Source organism: Rhodococcus quanlei (assembly GCF_055231015.1).
Map to the genome: position 1 here is coordinate 159731 of NZ_JBUYWD010000008.1, position 21626 is coordinate 181356.

The window sequence follows — 21626 nt, forward strand, 5'->3', positions numbered from 1 at the left end:
AATTGATGGCGCTGTTTTCTGTCACTGGGCTCGGCGTCCGCGACTCGGCAACCGTGCCCGAGTTGGCGCGGGAGTGGAGTTCTATACGACTTCGGCTGATGATCGCGTTCGTGTGGTGCCCGGTTGTCCTCGGGGTGTTGGCGGTCGGTGCGGTCGTACCGATTTGGCTGGGCGACGGAGCCGCAACGTGGTCGTGGGTCCCGTTGGCTCTGGTGGCGGCCATTGCGCTTCCTATTGCACGGGGTGTGAGCCGGAGTGGTATCGACGGTGCAGTTCGGTGGCGTCGTAGTGCGTTCTACTCGTCGACGTTGCAGGTCGTTGTCGGGCCTGCCGGTGCCTTGATATTGATGATGTTTGGCGTCGACAGGGACGCACCCACCTGGATGATTCGGGTGGCATATACCTCGGCGCTGGTGGTGCCGTTGGTGGCGATGGTTGCTGCCTATTCAGCCTCGAACAGGCTGCGCCCACCGAGAACTGGTGAATGGGGCGAAGTCGACATCGACTTCCCGTTCGAACTTCGCTACCTGGGTGACCCGGCTGGCCACGTCGGGCATTCGAAGTACAAGAGCCTGGAACAGATTCTGTCCATGACGGTTTCGGCCGATGCGATTGTGCTTGCCGTCGGAAGCCCGAGAAGTAGCCTCGAGCTCGATTTTCCCGACACGGGGCAGTACTCACGGATTCCACTCGGTGATGTTGTCGAATGGCGGCCGATCATGTTGGGTCAGGACGCACTCTCGGCACCGTGGATGATTCTTCGGTCCGGTACTCAGATCTGGGCGTCTCCGGGTGAGGCTGTGTGGATCAGGGCGCAAGCAGGAGAGTTCATCGTCCCGGTCGACAATGCAGGTGCGGTAGCCGACCTGATCGGGCGACGAGTACGGCGGGCATCGCAGCGCGGCCCCACCGAGTACGTGTAGGCCGCTCCTTCACGCGCAGTCGATGCACTTCGTCGCGGTGGGCAGGGCGTCCAGACGTTCGGGACCGATGCCGCGTCCGCACTGGGTGCAGATGCCGTAACTTCCGTCGTCGAGTCGCGCTTCGGCTGCGGCTAGATTTTCGAGTTCGTGTCGTTCGTCGGCGAGCAGCGCCTGCACCTGAGAACGCTCGAACGCGATGGTGGAGCCTTCGGGGTCGTGTTCGTCGTCATCGGTGGTGAATTCCGATCCTGCGACGATGGCTTCGAACCGTTCGGTGAGGGACACGATGCGCCGTTCTGCGTGCTCGCGCGCGTCGGTGATGCGGGATCGATGGGTCATGATCTCAGTACACCGCACACCGCGGCGATAACCATTCTGGTCTGGCGATTCTGTGTAACCCAGGCCGTGTGGTCAGCGATGCTGAGGGCATGGCACTACGCATCCCCGAGAACCCTCGTACCGCCAATCAGGCGGAGCGTGATGTGTGGGAGGCGTTGGTCGGCCAGCTCGGTGAGAACGATCTGGTGGTGGCGAACTTGCGGGTCACCGATCACAAGAAGGACCACGAGATCGACTTCCTGGTGGCGATGGTGGGGTACGGCATCGTGTGCCTCGAGGTGAAGGCGGGCCTGATCTGGCACGAGAACGGTGCCTGGCATCAGGCGCAGCGTTCGGGGGACAACGCGATCTATCCGGTGCGGCAGGCGCGGGACGCCTGTTATGCGATCCGGAGTTTTGTGGAGCGGGACTCGGCGTGGACGCAGGGGCGGCTGCGGTGGGACCACGTGGTGGTGTTTCCGAACAGCGAGATCTCCCAGGACTTCGCCGTCCCGGATTGTCCGCGCTGGAAGGTGATGGATCGCGACGATCTCGCCCAACTGGTGCCGCGTGTGCAGCACGTGCTGGCGGCGCAGGAACTGGATCGCCCTGCGTTGACGGAGGACGGTGTCGACCAGCTCATCGAGGCGCTGAACGGGAGAGGGCTGCCGCAGAAGGACGTCGTGGCGCGGGCCATCGCGAACGAGGACGCTGCGGATGCGCTCACCGCCCAGCAGGCGGCGATCCTCGGCGCGATTCAATTACTGAACCGGGTGGAGGTGCGCGGCGGCGCCGGTAGCGGCAAGACCTACCTGGCGCTGGAACAGGCCCGGCGGCTGACGAAGTCGGGTAAGCGGGTTGCGCTGGTGTGCTATTCGCACGGACTGGCGTCGTATTTGAATCGCCTGACCGCCCGGTGGAATCGGAAGGAGCGGCCGGACTATGTGGGTGAGTTCCACCGGTTGGGGCGAAAGTGGGGAGCGCCGGAGGGGCCGGACGAGAGCCTGCGAACTGCCGAAACCGTGCGGTTCTGGGAGGAGGATTTGCCTCACCGGATGGCGGAGTTGGCAGCCGAGTTGCCCATGAAACAGCGGTTCGACGCCGTGGTGGTGGACGAGGCGCAGGATTTCGCGGACGGCTGGTGGGAGCCGTTGCTGGCGTCGCTGCGTGACGAGGAGGACGGCGGGATCTTCGTGTTCAGCGACGAAGGTCAGCGGGTGTTCGACCGGCAGGGCGTGCCGCCGGTGCAGTTGGTGCCGCTGGTGCTGGACCACAATCTGCGCAACACCCGTCAGATCGCGGAGACGTTCACGCCGTTGGTGGGGCAGCGGATGCGGCTGCTGGGCGGGGACGGCCCGGAGGTGCATTTCGTGGAGTGTGCGTCGGAGAATGCACTGTCGGTCGCGGATGACCAGGTGGACGCGTTGATGGACCACGGTTGGCGCCCGGAAGACCTCGCCCTGTTGGCGACGGGAAGCCGGCATCCCGAGCAGGTGGAACGGCAGGCCGAAGGCAACGCTGCCTACTGGGACAGCTTCTGGGACACCGAGCAGGTGTTCTACGGGCACGTCCTCGGGTTCAAGGGTCTCGAGCGTCGGGCAGTGGTGTTGGCCGTCAACGAACGTGAGCCGCAGGAACGTTCACGAGAGCGACTGTATGTGGGACTTTCACGGGCCCGCGATCAACTCGTCGTGTGTGGGGATCCGGAGTTCATCCGACACGTTGGGGGAGGGGAGATGGTGAGGCGGCTAGGGCTGTGAGGGTGGTGTCGGTCCAGTTGTTCGCCTCGGACGGTTGCAGAGGTCTTGGCGCCCGATGTGTCCGTCATGCGGGCCGGTGTCGTGGTTGAGCAGCCGGCCATCCCCGTCGACCTGCGGGGTGTTCCCGAGGTCGGTGCGGGTGTCGTACGCATCGCCCGAGGCGATCTCTTCCGTGTACACGAACGAGGCCGACTCGTGGCCGACCCGTGCCAGCCACATCGTGATCCTGTTGACGTTGACAGCGTCGGACTGTTTGAGGCCCGCCTGCACTGCAGGGAGGATCTCCGCTGCACGCGCTATGTTCAACCCGGTGGCCTCGGACAGCACCTTGGCCGGGTCGGCTGCAGCGGGTGTGGTGCCTCGTCGGAACGTCGAGAACCCGTCCGGGCGGATCTTCCGTTTGATGAAGTCCCCGGTGTGCGGGTTGTTGTACGTCTCGTAGCCCATCTGGAAGTGCATCGCATCCTTGGGATACGTCCAGTCGTTGGCCCAGAAGACCGTGTTTTCGTAGAACGCGAGCATCTCGCGGAGCGTGGCGATCTTCTCTGGGGAGAAGCCGGCATCGGCCACCTTGAACGGCTGGAGCTGCCAGTTGAGATCCATCGCGGTGCCGCTGAGGTGGTTGGACGTCGCGACCGAGTTGGTCGGCCTCCAGCACGCGGAATCGTGATCTCGGAGTGGTTCGACGTACGCGTGGAAGTCAGCGGCCCATGCTCGCAGGATCGCGAGCGGCCAGCCCTTCTGAATCTGCAGGGTGACGTGATTGGCACCTGGGATCTTGGTCCACAAGCAGTCGCCGACACCTGCCTGGTACCAGTTGTTTTCTGTGCGTAGCGCCATGTGCCTCCTTTCGTAGGGGGTTTCAAGGAGCAGGTCAGGATGGATTCGAACCACCGACTCACGGCTTTGGAGACGGTTGCTCTACCGCTGAGCTACTGACCCTTGGAGCGGGAGGGGATTCCCTGTGGGGTAGGGAACCGCACCTCCCGTCGCTTCCCGACATGGATTCGAACCGCGATTTCCAGGTTCAGAGTCTGGCGTCCTGCCGTTGGACGATTGGGAAAAGTTGTCAGCCCATGCCGAGGCGCTGGGCGACCATGTCGGCTACCTGGAGTACGTTGCCTTCGCTGGCTTCTCCGGGTGCCCGTTCGATTTCGACGCGGGCTCGCCGGCGGTCGCCCTCGGTGAGCAGGAGCGCCGACATCATCTGATTGATCGCGGTCAGCTTCATCGCGCCCACCGGCTTGCCGTTGACCTGCTCTGAGATCAGCTCCTGGTTGAGCGTGTACAGCATCAGCCTGGCGAACTGCCAGTCTGTCGGTTCGTAGAACTGCACCGCTGCTTACTGCTTGATCGACTCGTAAATGTCCACGATCAGCGAATACGTCTCGCCGTTGTGCCTCATGTCGCCGAGTTCTGGGATCTCTACCGTGCCGATCGCTGTGATCGTTGCGGTCGGATCTTCCGGCTTGTTCGTGCGGACGCGCTTGTCGTCGCGCTTACCGATTGGGCCTCTCGTACCCACTGGTCACCTCCTGGGTGGAGCATCCACCTGGTCTGCTTATCGGAGCCCAGGATGTCGGGCAGTGGGACGCCTCCTCTGGGTCTTGTACTTCGCCTTGGCAGTGTTGCCTTCGGCTGATGATTTCTTGTTGTGGCAGGTCGAGCACACCGCACGCAGGTTCTCCCTGGTGTGATCGTCACCCCGCCGGATGTGGTCGACGTCCGAGGCGGTGCCTCGGCAGCCGGGGCCTTGAATCTGACATACCCATCCGTCACGAGAAGGGACCGGGAGCCTCTAGTTCAGCTCCAGTCCCTTGGTAGTCGTTGCCGGCGGGTGGACCCGCCCCAACTCACTCGTCGACCACTTCCACTCTGTTTGGAATCCAGAACAGACCTGGCGATCCGTCCGGGTAATGCAGTGTTACCTCGCCGGTCGACTTGGACACCGAGACGCGAGGGGTGTCGAAGTACATCAGCTTGCGAGCCGCCAAGTCTCGGGGAGTTCCGTCTCGGTAATACGGATACAACTGCACGTACGGCCCCACTTCGACCTGGTAGTCCGTGTCGTTTTCCCACCCGACAGGGTCGGATGTGAAGTCGCACTCCGGGGGGTATCCGACCTCGGCGGCTGCAACAGCCAGTGCTCGTGCCTCTGCGAACGTGATCAATCCGGCCTCCTAGCCCACTTCAGGCCTTCATTGTAGTAATGCTTTTGGGCCTTGTTCCACTCGTTGAATCACTCCGGTGTGTCCGGAGACTTCGTTCTTTGGGAAGGATGGAGTCATGTCGTCAGGATCGCGAAAGAGGTACCCACCCGAGCTGCGTGAGCGGGCGGTGCGGATGGTTGCCGAAGTCCGGCACGAACACGTCTCGGAGTGGGCGGCGATCGAGTCGGTTGCGGCCAAGCTCGGGATCGGCACGGCGCAGACGCTGCACAACTGGATCCGCAGGATGCAGACCGATGCCGGTGAGCGTCCGGGTGTGACTACCGAGATGGCGGCGGAGATGCGCAAGCTCCGCGCTGAGAACCGAGAACTCAAACGTGCCAACGACATTCTGAAGTCGGCATCGGTTTTCTTCGCGGCGGAGCGAGGTCGCAACAACAAGTGATCGTCGACTACATCGAGAAGAACAAACAGGAGTACGGCGTCGAGCCGATCTGCAGGGTGCTCACCGAGCACGGTTGCCCGATCGCGCCGTCCACCTACTACGAGGCCCGCAACCGGGTGCCATCGAAACGGGCCGTGCGGGACGTGCACCTCAAAACCGAGATCAGCCGTGTCCACGCCGAGAACTACTCGGTCTACGGCGCCCGTAAAGTCTGGTTGCAGATGCGACGGGAGGGTATCGACGTGGCCCGCTGCACAGTCGAACGACTGATGAACACTCTCGGGCTCGAAGGGGCACGGCGAGGCAGCAAGAAGCGCACCACCATCGCCGATCCGCAAGGCCAGCGGGCGGACGATCTGGTGCAACGCAGATTCAACCCTGCTGCTCCGAACACGTTGTGGGTAGTCCGAGGTCCAGGCCGGGTCGAGTCGGCCCTGATCGAACAGTCGACGCACCAGATCGTCGGGGAACGAGGCGAACGGATCGATCACAGTGGTCCGCACTTTGAAGGTGCGCGGGCGGGGGTACCTCCCTGCACGCAGTGCTTGGGGGCATCCCGACGACACCGAGTGAGCGCATGATCTTCGCGACCGTCTTCTCGGTGATGATCTCGCCGCGAGCGCGTAGTTCGGCGGTGATCCGAGGCGCCCCGTAGACCCCGTTGGACTCCTTGTGGATGTCGATGATCTTCACTTCCAGATCAGCTCTGCGTTGCGCACGTTCCGCCAGTCGCGTTGTTGTCGAATGGTTTCAGTGCTTGTAGTAACCGGACGTCGACACCTCGAGCAGCCGAGCCATCCGCTGGACTGGGTAGGTCGCGTACTCGGCGGCCATCAACAAGTAGCGTTCTACTTTTGTTGATTCGCCGCAAAGTACGCCGACGCTTTTTTCAGGAACGCGATGTCTTTCTCCTGCTCGGAGACCTGCTTGCGCAGGCGCGCCAACTCAGTGCGTTCGGCGGCGGTCAACGGTTCCTCACCGCTGACTGCCGCGGCTTCGATACGACGGCGCTCCTCCGCCGTCCACCGGCCCAGCAGGGCCTCGTTGACGCCCACTTCGCGGGCGACCTCGGCGATGGTGCGGCCGGAATCGATCACCCGGTGGGCGGCCTCGACCTTGTACTCGGTCGTGAACGACCTGCGCTTGCGAGACATGAGGACATCCTTCCAGCGGAACCTTCGATCCCGCTATGTCGGTGTCCACCACCCGGGGGGGGGGGGGGGCCTCAGTCGATGCTGAATGCCTGGAGAGTATTCCCGAGGGATTCGGGTATCAGGTGGTACCCGAATGTTCGCACGGTCGGGTCGGCTGACAACTTGCGTGCAACGTCGGCTTGACGTCGTTCGAAGTCGCGCCTGGCCGGAGCTTCGTTCTTGCTGGCGTAAGTGAGGGGTGGGACCTTCGCAGCGATGCCATCGGTTACGAGTTCGGCGTGATACCGAGGCGCGATGACGTCCTTCTGGTCGACAGGGTCGAATCCGAGCTGATGGAGCCCGTTGTTCAACCCGTCAAGCCACTCCATCTCGGGATCGCCATCACCGATTCCGTGTAAGAAGATGACCCGCATGTTCCCTCCCGAGGTCCCGGCGCGGCAGACGGCCGCGTGGATTCGTGACAACTTCTAGCACACCATCCCGACGATTGAGCGTGGACGAAGCCCATTTGTCGGCGCGGGGCATCACCCTGTGTAATCGAACTGTTGGAGACGGCGACGTGCAGCTTCGAGCTCTTCATCGCTGAACAAGGACGCGAACCGAGGGTCGAGCACTTGCGCTTCCACTGTGAGGTCGAGGCGTCCCCGCTCCCACAGGTCCGCGAACCCATCCGAGACGGTGGGGGAGGCGAGCAGCTTCTTTGCGGTGGCTAGCGGTCCGATATCGGCGAGCATGCTGCGGAAGTACGTGGCGTTGTACCGGGCTTCGCGTCGTGCCCGTTCGTATCCGTCGAGCAACTGTCGACCCAACTCGGACACGAGCGCGTTCTCGTCGGCAGGCTCGTCGACAACGGATACCGAAGGTTCGGTGCCGGAGGCTTCGTCGCTGCGGCGAGCCACGTAACCGAGCAGTGCGTCAACCGAGGTGAACACCTCGTAGCCGAGTTCCTCGAGCCGAGGGAGGTCGGCGTCCTCGGAATCGAGTTCGAGCACAACTGGATTCCCTTGACCCACCTGCAGACCACCCGGCCAGAATGCTTCCGCGATGGCGAGTTCGCGTCCGCTCACCGGATCGGCGATCTCGGCGTCGGTGAGCGGCTCGGCATAGCCCAGGCGCCCAAGCTCGCCGATCAACTCACGAATCTGAACGGCGCGGGGATCGTCGGCCTCTTCTGCGATGACCGTCACCGGTTGCAGCTCGGCACCGACGGTGGTCTCTGCGCCCTCCCGGAGTCCGTCGAGGAAGGACTGTGCTGCATCGGCGAGCAGCTCTCGGCGCGCCTCCAGAAAATCGAGGTATCGGTCGACCTTCCACAGGTCGGGATCAGTGGGGATCCACTGGGAGGCGAGGACTCCGGGGTGGTTTGCCTCGACCTCGGCCAGGTACTCCTCTGGGAGACGCTTGCCGATCTGTAAGTTCGTGTTCTGGGTGAGGAAGCAGAAGTTTGCGAGGGCGTTCACCTCGCCCCGGTCGAATTTGTCTCGCAGTTGTGCCTTCGGGAATATGTGGTGGACCTGCAATGATGACAGTTTGCCGAGGAGCTCGGCCTTGAGTTCTAGCCCACTGCCGAAGTCACGCGCGCCGCGTACGCGGGTGAGTAGGTAGAGCAGCGGGTAGAAACGGGAACCCCTCGTCGAGCCCTCGAAATCGGCGGCGCGGACCTCGAGTTTGCCGCCACGAATACGCTCGAGCGCAGCGATCAGGCCGTCGACCCCGCCACGATTGACAGTCTCGTAGTCCTGCTGCAGATAGGTCTCGGTAGACCCGCTGAACCGTCCCCACAAAGCGGAGTGGACGTACCAATACAGGACCTTGTCGCGTTCTCGACTGTCGGCGAACTGGCCACCGTTCTGAGCGAGAAGGTACGACACAACGGGAACTGCATATCGGCCCATCAATACCCGGTCGTGATCGAGCCCGAGGCGACCGGAGGCTGCGTCGAGGAACGTTCCGACGTGATGGGTAGACGCTGCCAGCGCTTGCTCGAACTCGTTGGCCGAGACTTTGTCCAGTGCGGAGAACAGCGCCCGACCAGTCGCCACCGCGGTGGCATTGCGCAGCAACCAGTCGAGACTGAAGGCGAAGCCCGACTTCTCCCAGTGGAGGAGGTTGTCGCGCATTTCTTGCCGCGCCTCGGGCCACTGGGCACACAACTTCGCCAACGCGAGATCGCCCTTGGAGAGCTTGGTGCCACCGGAGTTGACCTTGTTGAAAATGTCCACGACCTCGTCGACGGCTTTGTCCGCGCCAGTGATCTTCTCCTGATTGAATTCGCGTTCCTTGATCATGGCGAGTTGGTTCAGTCGCTGCATATAGCGCTCGGTGTCTTCCATAGGGAGCTCTTTGAGAGCAGAGAAGAATGCGAACGCACCCTTTTGGAACACCTCGGTGACCTTCACCCAGGTCGGGTCGCCCGCCATTTTGGTCGGACCGTAGAACTCGAACACCTCGGACTCGACGTTGAAATACAGACCGGTGAACGCACTCGCATCGCCTTCGAAGAAGGGCGGAGGCGTGCCTCGTACCACCCCGTACATGGAGGTGACGCGCTGCTGTCCGTCGAGCAGTAGTTGGCGGACGCCTGCAGAGTTGGTGGAGCCACGCACCGAAATGCCGTCAGAGCTGGTCTCCCACATCAGCAGTCCGCCGACGGGGTAGCCAAGATACAGCGATCGCATCAGCCCTCGGACCTGGTCGCGGTTCCACACTTAGCCGCGCTGGAATTCGGGGAGCAGCACGGTTCCCGAATCGATCTCGTCGAGCAGCGTGGACAACTTGGGCATTGCGGACCTTCCGGGCGAATTACGGTGTGCTTGGTGTTCTATCAGACGAGGGGGACGAGAAAGGGGCTTGGAGCGCCGTGCCAGGTGACGAGCAGCTGTTCTCGTGCTCGGGTGCATGCGACGAACAGCAGACAACGCTCGCGCTGCAGGTCTCGGTCGTGGGTCTGTTGGTCCTCGTCGGTAGCCGTGACGGCACTGGGTTCGGGCACCGCTTTGTCGGAGACTGCAGCGACGACCAAGCACCGGAATTCCAGTCCCTTCATGCGGTGCATGGTGCCGATCGAGACGGCGTCGCTGGCACCGGCTTCGGTTGCGAGCGGTCGAGTCGGCACACCTAGTGCGCGCAGGCTCGCCTCCACTTTCTCTCCGTGCTTCTTGGCTCGAGTTGCGATACCGATCTCGCTCGGCGCGATTCCGGCATCGATCCACGTTTTCACCGACTCTGCGACAAAGGTGAACTCATTGTCTCGGGTGGCGAACCCTTTCGTCGTAGGAGCGTCGCCGTGGATATCGGAGCGGCACCCGGAGATCGAGTCGAGGCCACCGTCCATGTCGTCGATCTGCTCTCCTCGAATGACGCCCAGACCCCATCGCAGAATTTCGGCAGTGGTGCGGTAGTTGATCGACAGTCTGCTGGATCTACCCGTCACGTTGATTCCGACTTCACGCAGACTCACATGATTGTTGTAGATGCGTTGATGCGTGTCGCCCGCGAGGAACATGTCGTTCGGCCCCTCCTGGACTGCGGCCCGCAGTAGTCGCCATTGGTCGGGGCTCAGGTCCTGTGCCTCGTCGACGACGATATGACGATATGGCTTCTCGGTGCGCTCTTCGAGCAGCCGAGTGGCCTCACGTCGGACGGTCTCGTGGGTCCAGGCGTCTTGCGTCGTCAAGGCAGACTCGAACTCCCAGATTGCCTGCCACACCTGGGCCTTTTGGTTCGCTCCGAGTCGGCGTCCGCGGCCGGTACGTTTGGCGGCGAGGTAGTCGGCGGCTGTGGTCACGCGCTGGGCGAGAACGACTTGGCGCCATTCATCGGCGAGGAAGGTCGCGGTGAACGGCAACCCGAGCGAATCGATGATGCCGCGCCACATCTGCTTTTCATTGCTGTTGGTCAACAGTCGTGGTGCGCCGTGCTCCTCGCGGAAGACTCGGTGGGCGATCCGGTCGACGTGTTGCACCACGATCCGCGACATGACCGACGAGTCTTCGACGAGCAGTGTCATGCCGGTCTGCAACGAATCGGCGAGAGTTGACGTGAACGTCGTGACCAATACCTTGCCGTCCGCTCGTTCGGCGAGTTGCCGGGCCCGGTGCAATGCGACCACCGTTTTGCCCGTACCGGGCCCGCCGGTGACACGGGCGGGACCCCGGTGGCTGGCATCGACCACGGACTGCTGTGCGGGATGGAGGTAGATCCGCCAGAGGGCGAACGGGTTCGCGAATACTGCCATCAACTCGTTGGGACCGTCCACGAGTACGACGCGGTCGCGGCTGCGGCGGATCGCGGCGTCGATGTCATTGGTGTCCACTGGATCGTCGAGAATTGCTGCGCCCAGGTCCGACCACACCTGCTCCGGGGACATTCCCGCCGCCAACCCGTACAGAACCTCCCATTGGATTGCGGGCAGGAAAGACTGTGCGGCTTCGAGTTGGGCGGTGTCGGTGAGGACCCGAGCGAAGGCCAGCGTCTTCTCATCGATCCCCAGGCGTGTGAGGTCGTTGTCGTCGACGTTGGTGAATAGGGGTTCCGGCGCCGAAGGTGTGGGAGTGGCTGTGAGCGTATGCAGGGTTTCGTCGAGAGCGGCCTGGTCACGGATCTCGATGCCACCGGTGGCACGGTTCACAGAGACGGAACGCCGCTTCGCCCATTCGTAGGCGTCGTCGTGGGGGAGCACTTTCAGGAGTGTGTAAGTATCGCCGGCCTCTGGGGCCATGACGATGCCACGCCAGAACTGGTTGATCCGGATGGAACGGTAGCGATCGCTTCGTGCGTTCTGGATCTTCTCGAGGTGCAGGCCGGAGTGTGTTGCGGACTCGAACTTGTCGAACACCTCCGAGACCCGTTCCTGCACGGGTTTGTCGAGTTTGCCGAGATCGAGGAGGAAGTCCCTGTCGATCGCGAGTGTTGCCAATGATTCTCCTCAGCCTCGCGCTTTCACGCTGATTGAGCGGAATTCCGTGTCGTGAACGAAGAATGGTGCCCTGACCTGGGATAATTCGACTTGCGAAGGTTGAATCAATCCAAGATCTAGGAGCACCATTCAGGTGAGTAAGTCTACGTCGCCGTACCCGACGCTGTCCGTCGACACCACCGGAACGGGTGTCATGTCGCATGCCGGCACCGCCCTGTTGCTGCGCACCGCGGAGAAAACCGGGCTGACCACCGCACTGTCGAGCGCGCTCGGGCCGTGGCGCAAGCCGCTGGCCAGCCACGACCCCGGCAAGATCGTGTTGGACCTGGCGGTGACCCTTGCCCTCGGTGGCGATTGCCTCGCCGACATCGCCCAGTTGCGGGCTCACCGGGAAGTCTTCGGCAGCGTGGCGTCCGACCCGACCGTCTCCCGACTGGTCACCGCTCTCGCCGCGGACGCGCCGGCAGCACTGTCGGCGATCAACACCGCCCGCGCCGCCGCCCGGGCGCATGGGTGGGCGGCGGCCGGTGAACACGCCCCCGACCACGACACCGATGCGAAGAACCCGCTGATCATCGACCTCGATGCCACCCTGGTGACCGCCCACTCCGAGAAGGAGAACGCTGCACCAACCTACAAGCGTGGCTTCGGTTTCCACCCGTTGTGTGCGTTCGTCGATCACGGTGAGCACGGCACCGGTGAACCGGTGGCGATGCTGCTGCGGGCGGGCAATGCCGGGTCGAATACCGCCGCCGACCATGTCACGGTCGTCAAGGATGCGTTGGCGCAGTTGCCGGCTGATCCGGGCTATCGGGTCGGACGCAAGGTTCTGATCCGCACCGACGGTGCCGGCGGCACCCACGCACTGATCGAGTACCTGACCGCACGCCAGTTGGGGTATTCGATCGGGTTCGGACTCACCGACACCATGGTCGAAAAACTCGCACTGATTCCTGAGGATGTGTGGACTCCGGCCTACGACGCCGACGGGCGGGTCCGCGACGGCGCCTGGGTCGCCGAACTGACCGACCTGCTCGACCTCGCCAGCTGGCCGAAGGGAATGCGGGTGATCGTCCGGAAGGAACGACCGCATCCCGGTGCGCAGTTGCGGTTCACCGACACCGACGGGCTGCGGTTGACCGCGTTCGCCCGCCAACACCTCCCGCGGTCAGCTGCCGGATCTCGAGTTGCGGCACCGCCGCCGGGCGCGTTGCGAGGACCGCATTCGCACCACCAAAAGCACTGGTCTGCAGAATCTTCCGTTGCACGGGTTCGACCAGAACCGGATCTGGCTGGCGATCGTGCAACTGGCCTGCGAGCTCACGGCACGGACACAAATGCTCGCCTTCGGAGCCGACCCGGCCCGCCGCTGGGAACCCAAACGCTTGCGTCTGCGGATCTTCCAGGTCGCCGCACGGGTGGTCCGGCACGCCCGCCGCGTCCACCTGAGACTGTCCGCCCACGCACCACACGTCGACCTGCTCACCGCCGGACTCGTGCGCCTCGCCACGCTACCGACACCGGCCTGACCTGCACAAACCAGCTCGACTGAGACGAAAGGATCACCAGATTCGGGGCCGTGGACCCCGACGCCACCCGACCGCGTCGGGCGCACCCCCACGGCCGAACGCCGATTCACCGGTTCAGACACCCAATCCGAACCCGCTCAGGCCAGCACGCGGAACTCACGAAAGATCGAGGTCAGGCCGGTCCTTCGGGTGATCCCGCCGGGCGGTGTGCGAGTTATGTCCGACTCGGTCTGCATGATTTCACATCGAAAAGTCATCCTTCACGCAACGACAGATTCATCGACGATGCCGCGCCTCGGATTCCTCAGTCCTATGGCTGTTGATCCATTCCGGTCAGCATGGGAAAAGGATCAACGCACTTTGAATCGGGCTTGGCGGGTTCGGGGTATGGGCAGTGGCCTGTCTCGCCACCTGGCTTCGGGTTACAAGGGTGTGTGGTCTCGCCGGCAGTCCTACTGCATTAGCACGTCGGTACCAGGAGAATCGTCGACCCATTGGAGTCTGCGGTCGGTGGCACCCCATAAACTCCACGCATGGTCGCCGCTCCCTCGACATCCCGTAACAGGGCGCACTACCGCATGGTGGACCTATTCGCGGGTCCCGGTGGACTCGATGTAGCGGCACACTGGCTTGGAATCGCGGTGCACGGGGTCGAGTGGGATGACGATGCCTGCGCGACGCGTCGGGCGGCCGGACTTGGCACCGAGCACTGTGATGTTCGGAGTGTGACTCCTGCGGACTACCCCGATGCCACTGTCCTCGCGGGCGGCCCCCCGTGCCAGACCTATACTCTTGCCGGTTTGGGCGTCGGCAGACGAGCGCTCGACGAAGTGCTGTCGTTCGTCAAGCGTATGGCGGTCGGCGACGATGTGGCCGCAAGTGTCGAGGCCCTGGACGACGAACGCACGGGACTAGTCTTGCAGCCGCTTCGTTGGGTGTTGGAGGCAGAACGACAAGCGCTTCCGTTTGACGCTGTGGTCCTTGAGCAGGTGCCCGCCGTATTGCCTGTTTGGGAAGCATACGCCGAGGTCCTCGAAGGCCTCGGCTATTCGGTGGATTGCGGGATTCTGAAGACCGAGGAGTTCGGCGTTCCTCAGACCCGACGACGGGCGATTCTTGTCGCCAACCGCGGCTTCGCGCCACAGCTGCCAAGCCCGACACATCGTGGATATCGGAAGGGTGCCCGAAGAGCAGAAGGGGACTCGGAGCTGCTGCCGTGGAATACGATGGGTGACACCCTAGATCGGGCTGAGCCATTTGTCGTAATCTCGAATTACGGCTCTGGCGGGGATCCCAGGGCACGCGGCCGCCGAACCTCTGTAGAGCCGGCCGCGACGATCACTGGAAAGGTCTCCCGTAATCGTGTGGTGACGTACGACCAGGTTGAGCTCCCACGACTTTCGAACTCAGAAGCCGGTCGGCTGCAGACCTTTCCCGCCGATTACCCATGGTCGGGACGTGGAATTGCGCAGCAGATCGGCAATGCGATCCCGCCGCGGCTCGCTGCGCATGTATTGGCAGCTGCGCTCGGAATCGAGTTAGAACCTGATCTTCTCGATACCGCAGTTGCTTGCTCGTGGCGTGACACACGGACCGGTGTACGTCGACCAACTGTCTGACTGTCGAGTGTTCGGTCGGTCCCACACAGCATGGCTCCGGCGCGGTTTGCGCCGTCTGCTCGCACTATCACAGCAATGGCTGTGGGTAACCGCCATTAGTCGTGGGGCTGACGCGCGTGCCTACTCACCAGCGTCATCGTGCGGCTGGAGACCAACATACCTGCTCAATCGCCAGGGGTCGGTCAGCGTTGAGGTGCCAATTTATTACCTGCCCGAGGCGTTCGCCGTGTATGTGGAATTCTGTTCGTGATGTGGGCCCTCACACTCGAATGCCGCGGGTGCGAATACTGTCATACGTGGCTGGTAGAAATGTCGCAAAAGCGTGGTTCACGTGTGAGTGACCACACAAGTCGAGTGGTCGTGTGGAGGCATGGGGATGGTAGGCATTGGGTGGACGACTCCGGATCGTGCATTGGAGGGGTTGGTCGACGACTTCCGTAGTCGATGCGTAAAGGTGTACAAGGAGGACGCCAACAGAGTCCAGGAAGATGCCGGCAAGGAACGCGGAATCGCCGAGGGCGGTTATGGACGGAAGCAGATCCAGGAGCTCGTACAGAACGCGGCGGACGCGCTTCAAGGTTCGAAGGGACGCATCCAGGTAGTCGTCACACCTGATGCGCTGTATGTTGCGAACGAGGGTCGACCGTTCGAGGCGTCGGGTGTTCGTGCGCTCCTTTACACCCATCTTTCCAACAAGACGGGCTCCGAGATCGGTCGGTTCGGACTGGGATTCAAGTCAGTCAGCGGAATTTCGGACGGGCCGCAGATCTTCAGTCAGTCGGTGTCGTTCGAGTTCAGTAGGCAGAAATCTGTCGAGGACTTGTCGACCGAGCTTGGCCATCATTTTAGGTCGGGTGATGTGCCGGCGTTGCGTCTTGCTTGGCGGGTTGATCCTCAAACCGAGTTCCGAAGCGATTCGATCCTTACCGACCTCTCCAGGTGGGCAGTCACGATCGTCAAGGTGCCACTGAAGCGCGACATGGCTTCGCACCTTTCTGAGGAGATCGGCGAGTTCGACGAGTCGTTCAACCTGTTTGCACCTCATGTGCGTCAGCTCGATCTCCGAGACGATTTTGCAGGCCGCGAGCGGAATTTCAAGGGGGTGAAGAAAGGGAACAGGATTACGCTGACCACCGAGGATGGGGACCGAGAGTGGCTGGTCGTTTCGCGCGAGCACTCGCCGTCGGAAGCGGCGCTCGAGTCGGCCGGACATGCTGCGCGACGCGAGTCGATCGTGGTTAGCTGGGCGCTGCCGGTCTCAGGTCGTGCGGGTATCGGGCAACTGTCCGCGTTCTTTCCTGTGAAATCCGATATCACGCTGAGCGGGCGTGTGAACGCACCGTGGAAGCTGTCGGACGATCGCATCAACGTGATTGAATGCCCTTTCAACTCCGAGATTCTGGTGGATGTCATTCCGCAGCTTGTGGTCGACGCACGTAAGGAACTGGTCGCAGACGGCGCATTCGGTCGGTACATCGACGTGCTGCCGGCTAGGGGCCGAGAAGAGCGAAGTTGGGCTGATGAGGTCCTGAACGAGCCTGTATACCAGGCATTGCGGAAGTCACGTTGTCTTCCCGATCTTGATGGGCAGATGCGAGCGCCCAGCTCGATGCGCCGTGTGCCCGAGGATGTGAATGAGTTCGCTGTTCAGTGGCTAAAGGTTGCGGGTAACCGCAGCGAATGGGTCCACCCGGACTGTACGACGAGTACTGAGCGTCGTTCGAAGGTGGATCGATTAATGCAGGACAACCCGCACCGAGTTGGTCGGGTACTGCAGTGGTTACAGTCCGTTGTTTCGGATCCCACCGCCGAGAACTCGGCGGCGGTGATCGAGATAGCCGCGGGCCTCGTCTCGCGCCGTGGAAACACGGAGATGGACGTCCGTGATTCGCGGATCGTCTTGTTGGAGAACGGGTTGCTTGCTCAGCCTATTCGTGGTCGGTGCTTCGTCCGCACCAATTCTGGGCAGCAGGGGTCCAACTTCGTTGACGATCGAGTCTCGGCTCAAGAATCGACTGCGGACGCTCTGGCCCACCTCGGCATCACCGCATTCGAAGATGGCGGTGCGATGCTGCAGCTACTCGACCAACTCAGCAAGACTGGCAGCGTCGAATGGGACGAACTGTGGATGGCAATGCGCGGTTCGGGTGAGTCGATGGTCGGTGAGGCCTTCGATGGGATCTTGCGGGGTCGGGCTGCCCAGCTGGTTCGGGTTCGTAATGGATTCGGCGAGTGGGTGCTTCCCCACGGCCTCTACATGGCGGGGGAGTGTCTCAAGCAGTTGAAGGACGATGGAGCGCATCTCGTCGACGGTGCATATCATGCGGCGGACCTTGAGATACTAGCGCTGTTGGGTGTCCGGACCCGCCCAGTTCGGTCAGTGACGCAGCGTCACGAGCCGTGGCTCGCCAAGTATCGTACCGCTGTCAAGGAAGAAGTCAGCGAACCCATGGGGCTGGGTATCCAAGCACGCGAGCGGATCGTGATCGACTCGATAGACGCCCCTCTCGGGCCGCTCGAACTCCTTTCGGACCTCGGTGTCACGAATAAAGTAGCGTTGACCACTGCAGTGCTCAATGACGTTCACGATCCACGAGTCCGAGTTACCCATCCGAGTGTGACAAGGACGCTCCGGTTTACAGCGCCGGAGATCTGGTGGGTGCGCAAGCACGGCATGCTCCCGACCACACTGGGGCCGATGCCCGTCGGCGAAGTATTCGTTGCATCGCAGAACAGGGATGAGTTCGAAGGATTGTTGCCGACGCTAACGGAAATCGTCGTCAGTCAGGAAACGGAAGTAACGCTCAAGCTGCGGACAGATATCGAGGCACTTAGTCCGACGGGATTCGCCAGACTTGTAAAAATCCACGTCGACCGAGACGATGTGGAGAGGGTAGGGCGACTATACGCGTGGTGGTGCCTGGCTCATCAGGGCACTCCTCCCGACCGACTTTGGGTCCATCGCAATGGGGAATGGGTCGAGGAAGAGCGGCGGAAGGTGGCCGTCGTGCAGGGTAGTACTGCCTACCAAGAGCTCGACGGGTTCGGCATCCCTAGTCTGGTTGTCGACAATGGAGACGATGTCTACAACCTGCGCGAGCTCTGGGGTTGTATTGAAGGGAAACAACTGCCGGTCACCTACGCATACGAGACGAGTGCTGAGTCCGAGGTGCTCACTGACGTGTACGACATTCTCGACACCCTTGACCTCGTTGACGATCCTGACGACCTACAGCTGCAGAAGTGCCTCTCGATCAGCAAAGTTGCAGCCGTCCCTGGCCAGCCGGAAGTGCGCGTGTCCTGCGCGAGCGGGCGTGAAGGCGACAGAATCCTGGTCACGGGTGCCACTGAGCACCTGATTCTCCAGCAGGTTCTTGGCTGCCTCCTACATGACGACTCCGACGAGCAGGTGGATGCGCTCCTTCGTGACATGGAAAGTAGGCGAAATACGAAGCGCATTCGGAATATCAAGAAGGCGTCGACTGATGCTGAACGCCTGCTGATGTTCGCGGGAGAGGAGCGCCTCCAATCTCTGATCCCTCGTGATGCTCTCCGCTACCTCGTTCGTAATGGTTCTTCGGAACCCGACGGAATCACACTGGCACAGCTTTGCGTCACGATGCATGGTGTTCGTGCGCTCGAACGTGTCTGCAGGGTTGACCCACAGGGCTTGCCTCGCACTCCACCGTCGACTTGGTCCGGGTCATTCAACACGCGCAAGTGGGTGGCGCAGCTGGGTTTCGGCGAACATTGGGCGGGCAATAAGGCCAGGCGTCGGAACAAGCCGACCGAGTACGTCGACGGCCCGACCCGCCTCGGCAACTTGCATGACTACCAGGAGATCGTGTCGAAACGCCTGATGGCATTACTCCGTGGGGAGGGACCCCGGCGCGGTATCATCTCACTCCCAACTGGTGCCGGAAAGACACGAGTGGCCGTTCAGACCATGGTGGAGGCGATCGGGGAGGGCGTTCTAGACACTCCGGGTTTCGATGGTTCATTCTCAGGCCCCATCCTATGGATCGCGGATGGAGAGGAGTTGTGTGAGCAGGCAATCGACGCGTGGTCATTCCTGTGGCGCGCCGTCGGCAGGCAAGATACACAGCTGATCCTCAGCCGATTCTGGTCCAGCTACGAAATGGAGGAGGAATCAGCGGGGGTTCAGGTCGTCGTAGCAACGTGGAAGAAGGTGCTCAGTCGGGCAGTCGATAACGAGACCTTCGCGTGGCTGGCTGATGCTCCGCTGGTCGTTATCGATGAGGCGCATGGTGCGCTCCACCAGTCCTATACGAAGATTCTGGAGTGGCTCGGTCGGGGAGTGAGTGACCGTACCAAGCCGCTAGTCGGTTTGACTGCCACTCCGTTCCGTGGCCGCCGGGACAGTGACGAGACTCAACGACTTTTGCGTCGATTCGACGAGAACATTCTCGATGACGGCGTGTTCGGAGCCGAACTCCCCCAAGTGAGGCTGCAGCGGGACAAGGTGCTCGCCCGTGCAAGCCTTGAGATCCTGTACGGAACATCGATCGATCTGTCCGATAAAGAGATCGAGGAGTTCAGGTCGAAGTACTGGCTATCCAGGAGTGCCGAATCGAGACTCGGTGCCGACGAAGATCGCACTAGGACCATTGTCACCTCGATCATGAAGAAGCCCGCCGACTGGCAGATCGTTGTGTTCGCCGCCTCGGTGGAGAATGCGCAGACCCTTGCCACTCTGCTCACCCTCGCAGGGAGACCCGCTGCTTCGATCGACCAGGACACAAGTCCCGAGGATCGGCGAACAGCGATCGACCGGTTCAAGTTGAGGGAGCTGAAGGTTCTGACCAACTATGCCGTCTTGTCACAGGGATTCGATGCACCCACGACGGACGCCGTCTACATTACCCGGCCGACGAGCAGCGAGGTCCGGTACATGCAGATGGTTGGACGGGGTCTTCGAGGCCCACGGAACGGCGGAACCGACAACGTGCTGATCGTCAACGTGCTCGACAATATCGTCGAGTTCGGCGACAGTATCGTTTACCAGCCCCTGAAGGACATCATCGACGCGGAAATGGACGGGGAAAGTGCTGCCGGCGCCGGATAGCTCACAGTCGCTGGTCCTGGACGCCCCCCTCGTTGAGCGCAGGATCGTTGTCGCAGGGCCTGGCGCAGGAAAGACGACCACGAGCATCCTGCTGATCGACGAGATCGTCCGGAAGTCGGGCGATCTCGACGATCGGTCTATCTTGTTCGTGTCGTTCTCTCGTTCGGCGATGTCAGCGGCCCTCGATGCCTTCGGTGGTGTATTGCACGACCGACCGGTGGATATCGCGGCTATGACGTTGGATTCGTTGGCCTGGCAATTGGTCGACGAATCGGATACGGCCGCTGGGGAGGTTCCGGACTTCGATGGTGTGGTTCGCAGGGCGACCGACCGGCTTCGTTCGAACTATGACGGCGATCTCGACGATGTCGTGCACCTCATCGTCGATGAAGCCCAGGATATGTCAGCGCTGCGCCGTGAAATGCTCTGCGCGATAATTGATCGCATTGGCCCAGATGCTGGTGTGACAATCTTCGGCGACCCGATGCAGTCGGTCTACGAGTTCTTGGCCGGCGAGTCCGCGCGAGGGGTTTCCGGTTGGGACACCCTAGTGGAGGAGCTCGGCCGACGCTCGATATCGAAGTTCTACGAACTCGCGGGGGACCACCGTTCGCGGCGACGTGGGCCGCGAAAGGTTGCCGCCAGTTCCGGGGAGCTGCGCACGGCCGATAGTGATACGCGCGAGAGCGTGCTCGACGACCTGCTGACCGAGTTCACTCACTGGAGCATCGACGAATTCGCGGAGCGTGCCACGGAGTGGCGGGGGTCCACTTCTGTGCTGGCTCGCACCAACGCCGAAGTGTTGCAGCTCTTTCAGGAGTTATCGATGCGTGGACATCGGTGTGTGTGGCGGCAGCCAGGTCGAGTCCATCCGCGCGTGGCGCCGTGGGTAGCCATCCTCTGGTGGGCAACCGGTGGCGAAGCCGTGTCGCAAAGCGACTTCGAGAAGTTTGCGGCCTCACGGTCAGAGGTCGACGTCGCCTGGTTCAGGATCATGTTGGCGGAGGCTGGGCAGGGGGACTTGATCGATTGGTCAAAGTTGGCCCGGGTCTGCCGAGGTGCCGTGGATCCCTTGGCTCCGTGGTTTGCCGATCGGAGCGGTGGCGTGCTCGTGTCGACAATCCATCAGGCGAAGGGGCTGGAATGGGACAACGTCGCCGTCGTGGGTGCCCACGACCTGCTCACGCGGGTGGGATCGCGGCAGCCTGAGTGTGAACTGTTATACGTGTCGCTGTCTCGTGCACGAGACAAGATCGTCGTCGTGGATGAACGGCGCCCCAACTATCTAAAGAGCACGCGGACTTCCGGTTTGTGGTATCAGCCGAAGCCCGGCTCGAATTCGGCCGACGCCATAAGTGTTACGCCGGACTGCCTGGCGTCCGATCGGATGGTCGGGGGATCAGAAGGGCAGAAGATACTCGCATCACTCGATGAGGATTCGCTGGCTGAGTTCGAGTTGCTTGCCTCGGGCCATGCCAACTGGCCCACGTACCGTTGCTCCGTCGCCGGCAGCGCTGTCGGGGTGACTACGCCCCAGTTCGGACGGATGCTGGCCAGTCTGCCGGGGATTCGAAACGGGGCGTGGCCCGAGCTTGGCCCGGTGTGTGTCGACGGTGTGGAGAGTCGATGGGCAACTGTCGACGGCGCCAGCTTCTGGCTCAAACTGCGGCCGTTCGGAATGGCATCGATCCAGCGAAAGGTATGAC

Annotated in this window: 13 protein-coding genes, 2 tRNA genes and 5 pseudogenes; 8 read left to right on the forward strand and 12 right to left on the reverse strand. The window is 62.1% G+C overall.

The features are described from left to right. The first annotated feature begins 5 nt into the window (after positions 1 to 5). Complete coding sequence (locus ACZI8Q_RS06645) at positions 6 to 923, forward strand: hypothetical protein (protein ID WP_463372719.1); 918 nt, start codon at positions 6 to 8, stop codon at positions 921 to 923. Between the two features lie 9 nt (positions 924 to 932). On the opposite strand, the gene ACZI8Q_RS06650 is transcribed toward ACZI8Q_RS06645, so the two are convergent. After that, positions 933 to 1262, reverse strand: a complete 330-nt coding sequence (locus ACZI8Q_RS06650; RefSeq protein WP_463372720.1) for a TraR/DksA family transcriptional regulator — start codon at positions 1260 to 1262, stop codon at positions 933 to 935. An 89-nt stretch (positions 1263 to 1351) separates the two neighbouring features. On the opposite strand from ACZI8Q_RS06650, the gene ACZI8Q_RS06655 reads away from it, so the two are divergent. Further along, positions 1352 to 3001, forward strand: coding sequence for a nuclease-related domain-containing DEAD/DEAH box helicase (locus ACZI8Q_RS06655; RefSeq protein ID WP_463372721.1), 1650 nt, complete (start codon positions 1352 to 1354; stop codon positions 2999 to 3001). 102 nt (positions 3002 to 3103) lie between these two features. On the opposite strand, the pseudogene ACZI8Q_RS06660 reads toward ACZI8Q_RS06655, so the two are convergent. The 6 genes and pseudogenes from ACZI8Q_RS06660 to ACZI8Q_RS06685 all read right to left on the reverse strand — a co-directional run. Beyond that, positions 3104 to 3841 (reverse strand): annotated as a pseudogene (locus ACZI8Q_RS06660) (M15 family metallopeptidase); the annotation flags it as partial. A 30-nt stretch (positions 3842 to 3871) separates the two neighbouring features. Continuing rightward, positions 3872 to 3943 (reverse strand) — tRNA-Trp (locus ACZI8Q_RS06665). 50 nt (positions 3944 to 3993) lie between these two features. Then, positions 3994 to 4064, reverse strand: a tRNA-Gln gene (locus ACZI8Q_RS06670). Positions 4065 to 4070: 6 nt separating this feature from the next. Then, positions 4071 to 4526: pseudogene (locus ACZI8Q_RS06675) on the reverse strand (phage terminase small subunit). Positions 4527 to 4562: 36 nt separating this feature from the next. Next, positions 4563 to 4760 (reverse strand): HNH endonuclease, encoded by a 198-nt coding sequence (locus ACZI8Q_RS06680; protein ID WP_463372849.1) that lies wholly within the window; start codon positions 4758 to 4760, stop codon positions 4563 to 4565. A 94-nt stretch (positions 4761 to 4854) separates the two neighbouring features. Further along, complete coding sequence (locus ACZI8Q_RS06685; RefSeq protein WP_463372722.1) at positions 4855 to 5172, reverse strand: hypothetical protein; 318 nt, start codon at positions 5170 to 5172, stop codon at positions 4855 to 4857. A gap of 115 nt (positions 5173 to 5287) precedes the next feature. Between ACZI8Q_RS06685 and ACZI8Q_RS06690 the strand changes: the two are divergent. Continuing rightward, positions 5288 to 6018: pseudogene (locus ACZI8Q_RS06690) on the forward strand (IS3 family transposase); the annotation flags it as partial. Here ACZI8Q_RS06690 and ACZI8Q_RS06695 read toward each other — a convergent pair. The 5 genes from ACZI8Q_RS06695 to ACZI8Q_RS06715 form a co-directional block, all read right to left on the reverse strand. Further along, positions 5987 to 6307: an IS3 family transposase gene (locus ACZI8Q_RS06695; protein ID WP_463372723.1), complete on the reverse strand. Its 321-nt coding sequence runs from the start codon at positions 6305 to 6307 to the stop codon at positions 5987 to 5989. The pseudogene ACZI8Q_RS06690 and the gene ACZI8Q_RS06695 overlap by 32 nt on opposite strands. 155 nt (positions 6308 to 6462) lie before the next feature. After that, positions 6463 to 6768 (reverse strand): transposase, encoded by a 306-nt coding sequence (locus ACZI8Q_RS06700; protein ID WP_378580586.1) that lies wholly within the window; start codon positions 6766 to 6768, stop codon positions 6463 to 6465. A 71-nt stretch (positions 6769 to 6839) separates the two neighbouring features. Continuing rightward, a complete protein-coding gene (locus ACZI8Q_RS06705; protein ID WP_463372724.1) occupies positions 6840 to 7181 on the reverse strand; it encodes a hypothetical protein in 342 nt (113 codons plus the stop codon). 111 nt (positions 7182 to 7292) lie between these two features. Continuing rightward, a complete protein-coding gene (locus ACZI8Q_RS06710) occupies positions 7293 to 9446 on the reverse strand; it encodes a GmrSD restriction endonuclease domain-containing protein (protein WP_463372725.1) in 2154 nt (717 codons plus the stop codon). 146 nt (positions 9447 to 9592) lie between these two features. Then, the gene (locus ACZI8Q_RS06715; RefSeq protein WP_463372726.1) at positions 9593 to 11686 is read right to left on the reverse strand and encodes a UvrD-helicase domain-containing protein; all 2094 of its coding nucleotides are present in this window, start codon (positions 11684 to 11686) and stop codon (positions 9593 to 9595) included. Positions 11687 to 11819: 133 nt separating this feature from the next. Between ACZI8Q_RS06715 and ACZI8Q_RS06720 the strand changes: the two are divergent. From ACZI8Q_RS06720 to ACZI8Q_RS06740, 5 genes and pseudogenes are all read left to right on the forward strand, one after another. Further along, a pseudogene (locus ACZI8Q_RS06720) lies at positions 11820 to 13215 on the forward strand (IS1380 family transposase). Between the two features lie 578 nt (positions 13216 to 13793). Beyond that, the gene (locus ACZI8Q_RS06725; RefSeq protein WP_463372850.1) at positions 13794 to 14834 is read left to right on the forward strand and encodes a DNA cytosine methyltransferase; all 1041 of its coding nucleotides are present in this window, start codon (positions 13794 to 13796) and stop codon (positions 14832 to 14834) included. A gap of 376 nt (positions 14835 to 15210) precedes the next feature. Next, positions 15211 to 15591, forward strand: a pseudogene (locus ACZI8Q_RS06730) (sacsin N-terminal ATP-binding-like domain-containing protein); the annotation flags it as partial. Positions 15592 to 16902: 1311 nt separating this feature from the next. Further along, the gene (locus ACZI8Q_RS06735; protein WP_463372851.1) at positions 16903 to 19920 is read left to right on the forward strand and encodes a DEAD/DEAH box helicase; all 3018 of its coding nucleotides are present in this window, start codon (positions 16903 to 16905) and stop codon (positions 19918 to 19920) included. Next, on the forward strand, positions 19901 to 21625 hold the full coding sequence (locus tag ACZI8Q_RS06740; protein WP_463372727.1) for an AAA family ATPase: 1725 nt from the start codon (positions 19901 to 19903) through the stop codon (positions 21623 to 21625). Before ACZI8Q_RS06735 ends, ACZI8Q_RS06740 begins: the two co-directional genes overlap by 20 nt. Position 21626 lies beyond the last annotated feature (1 nt).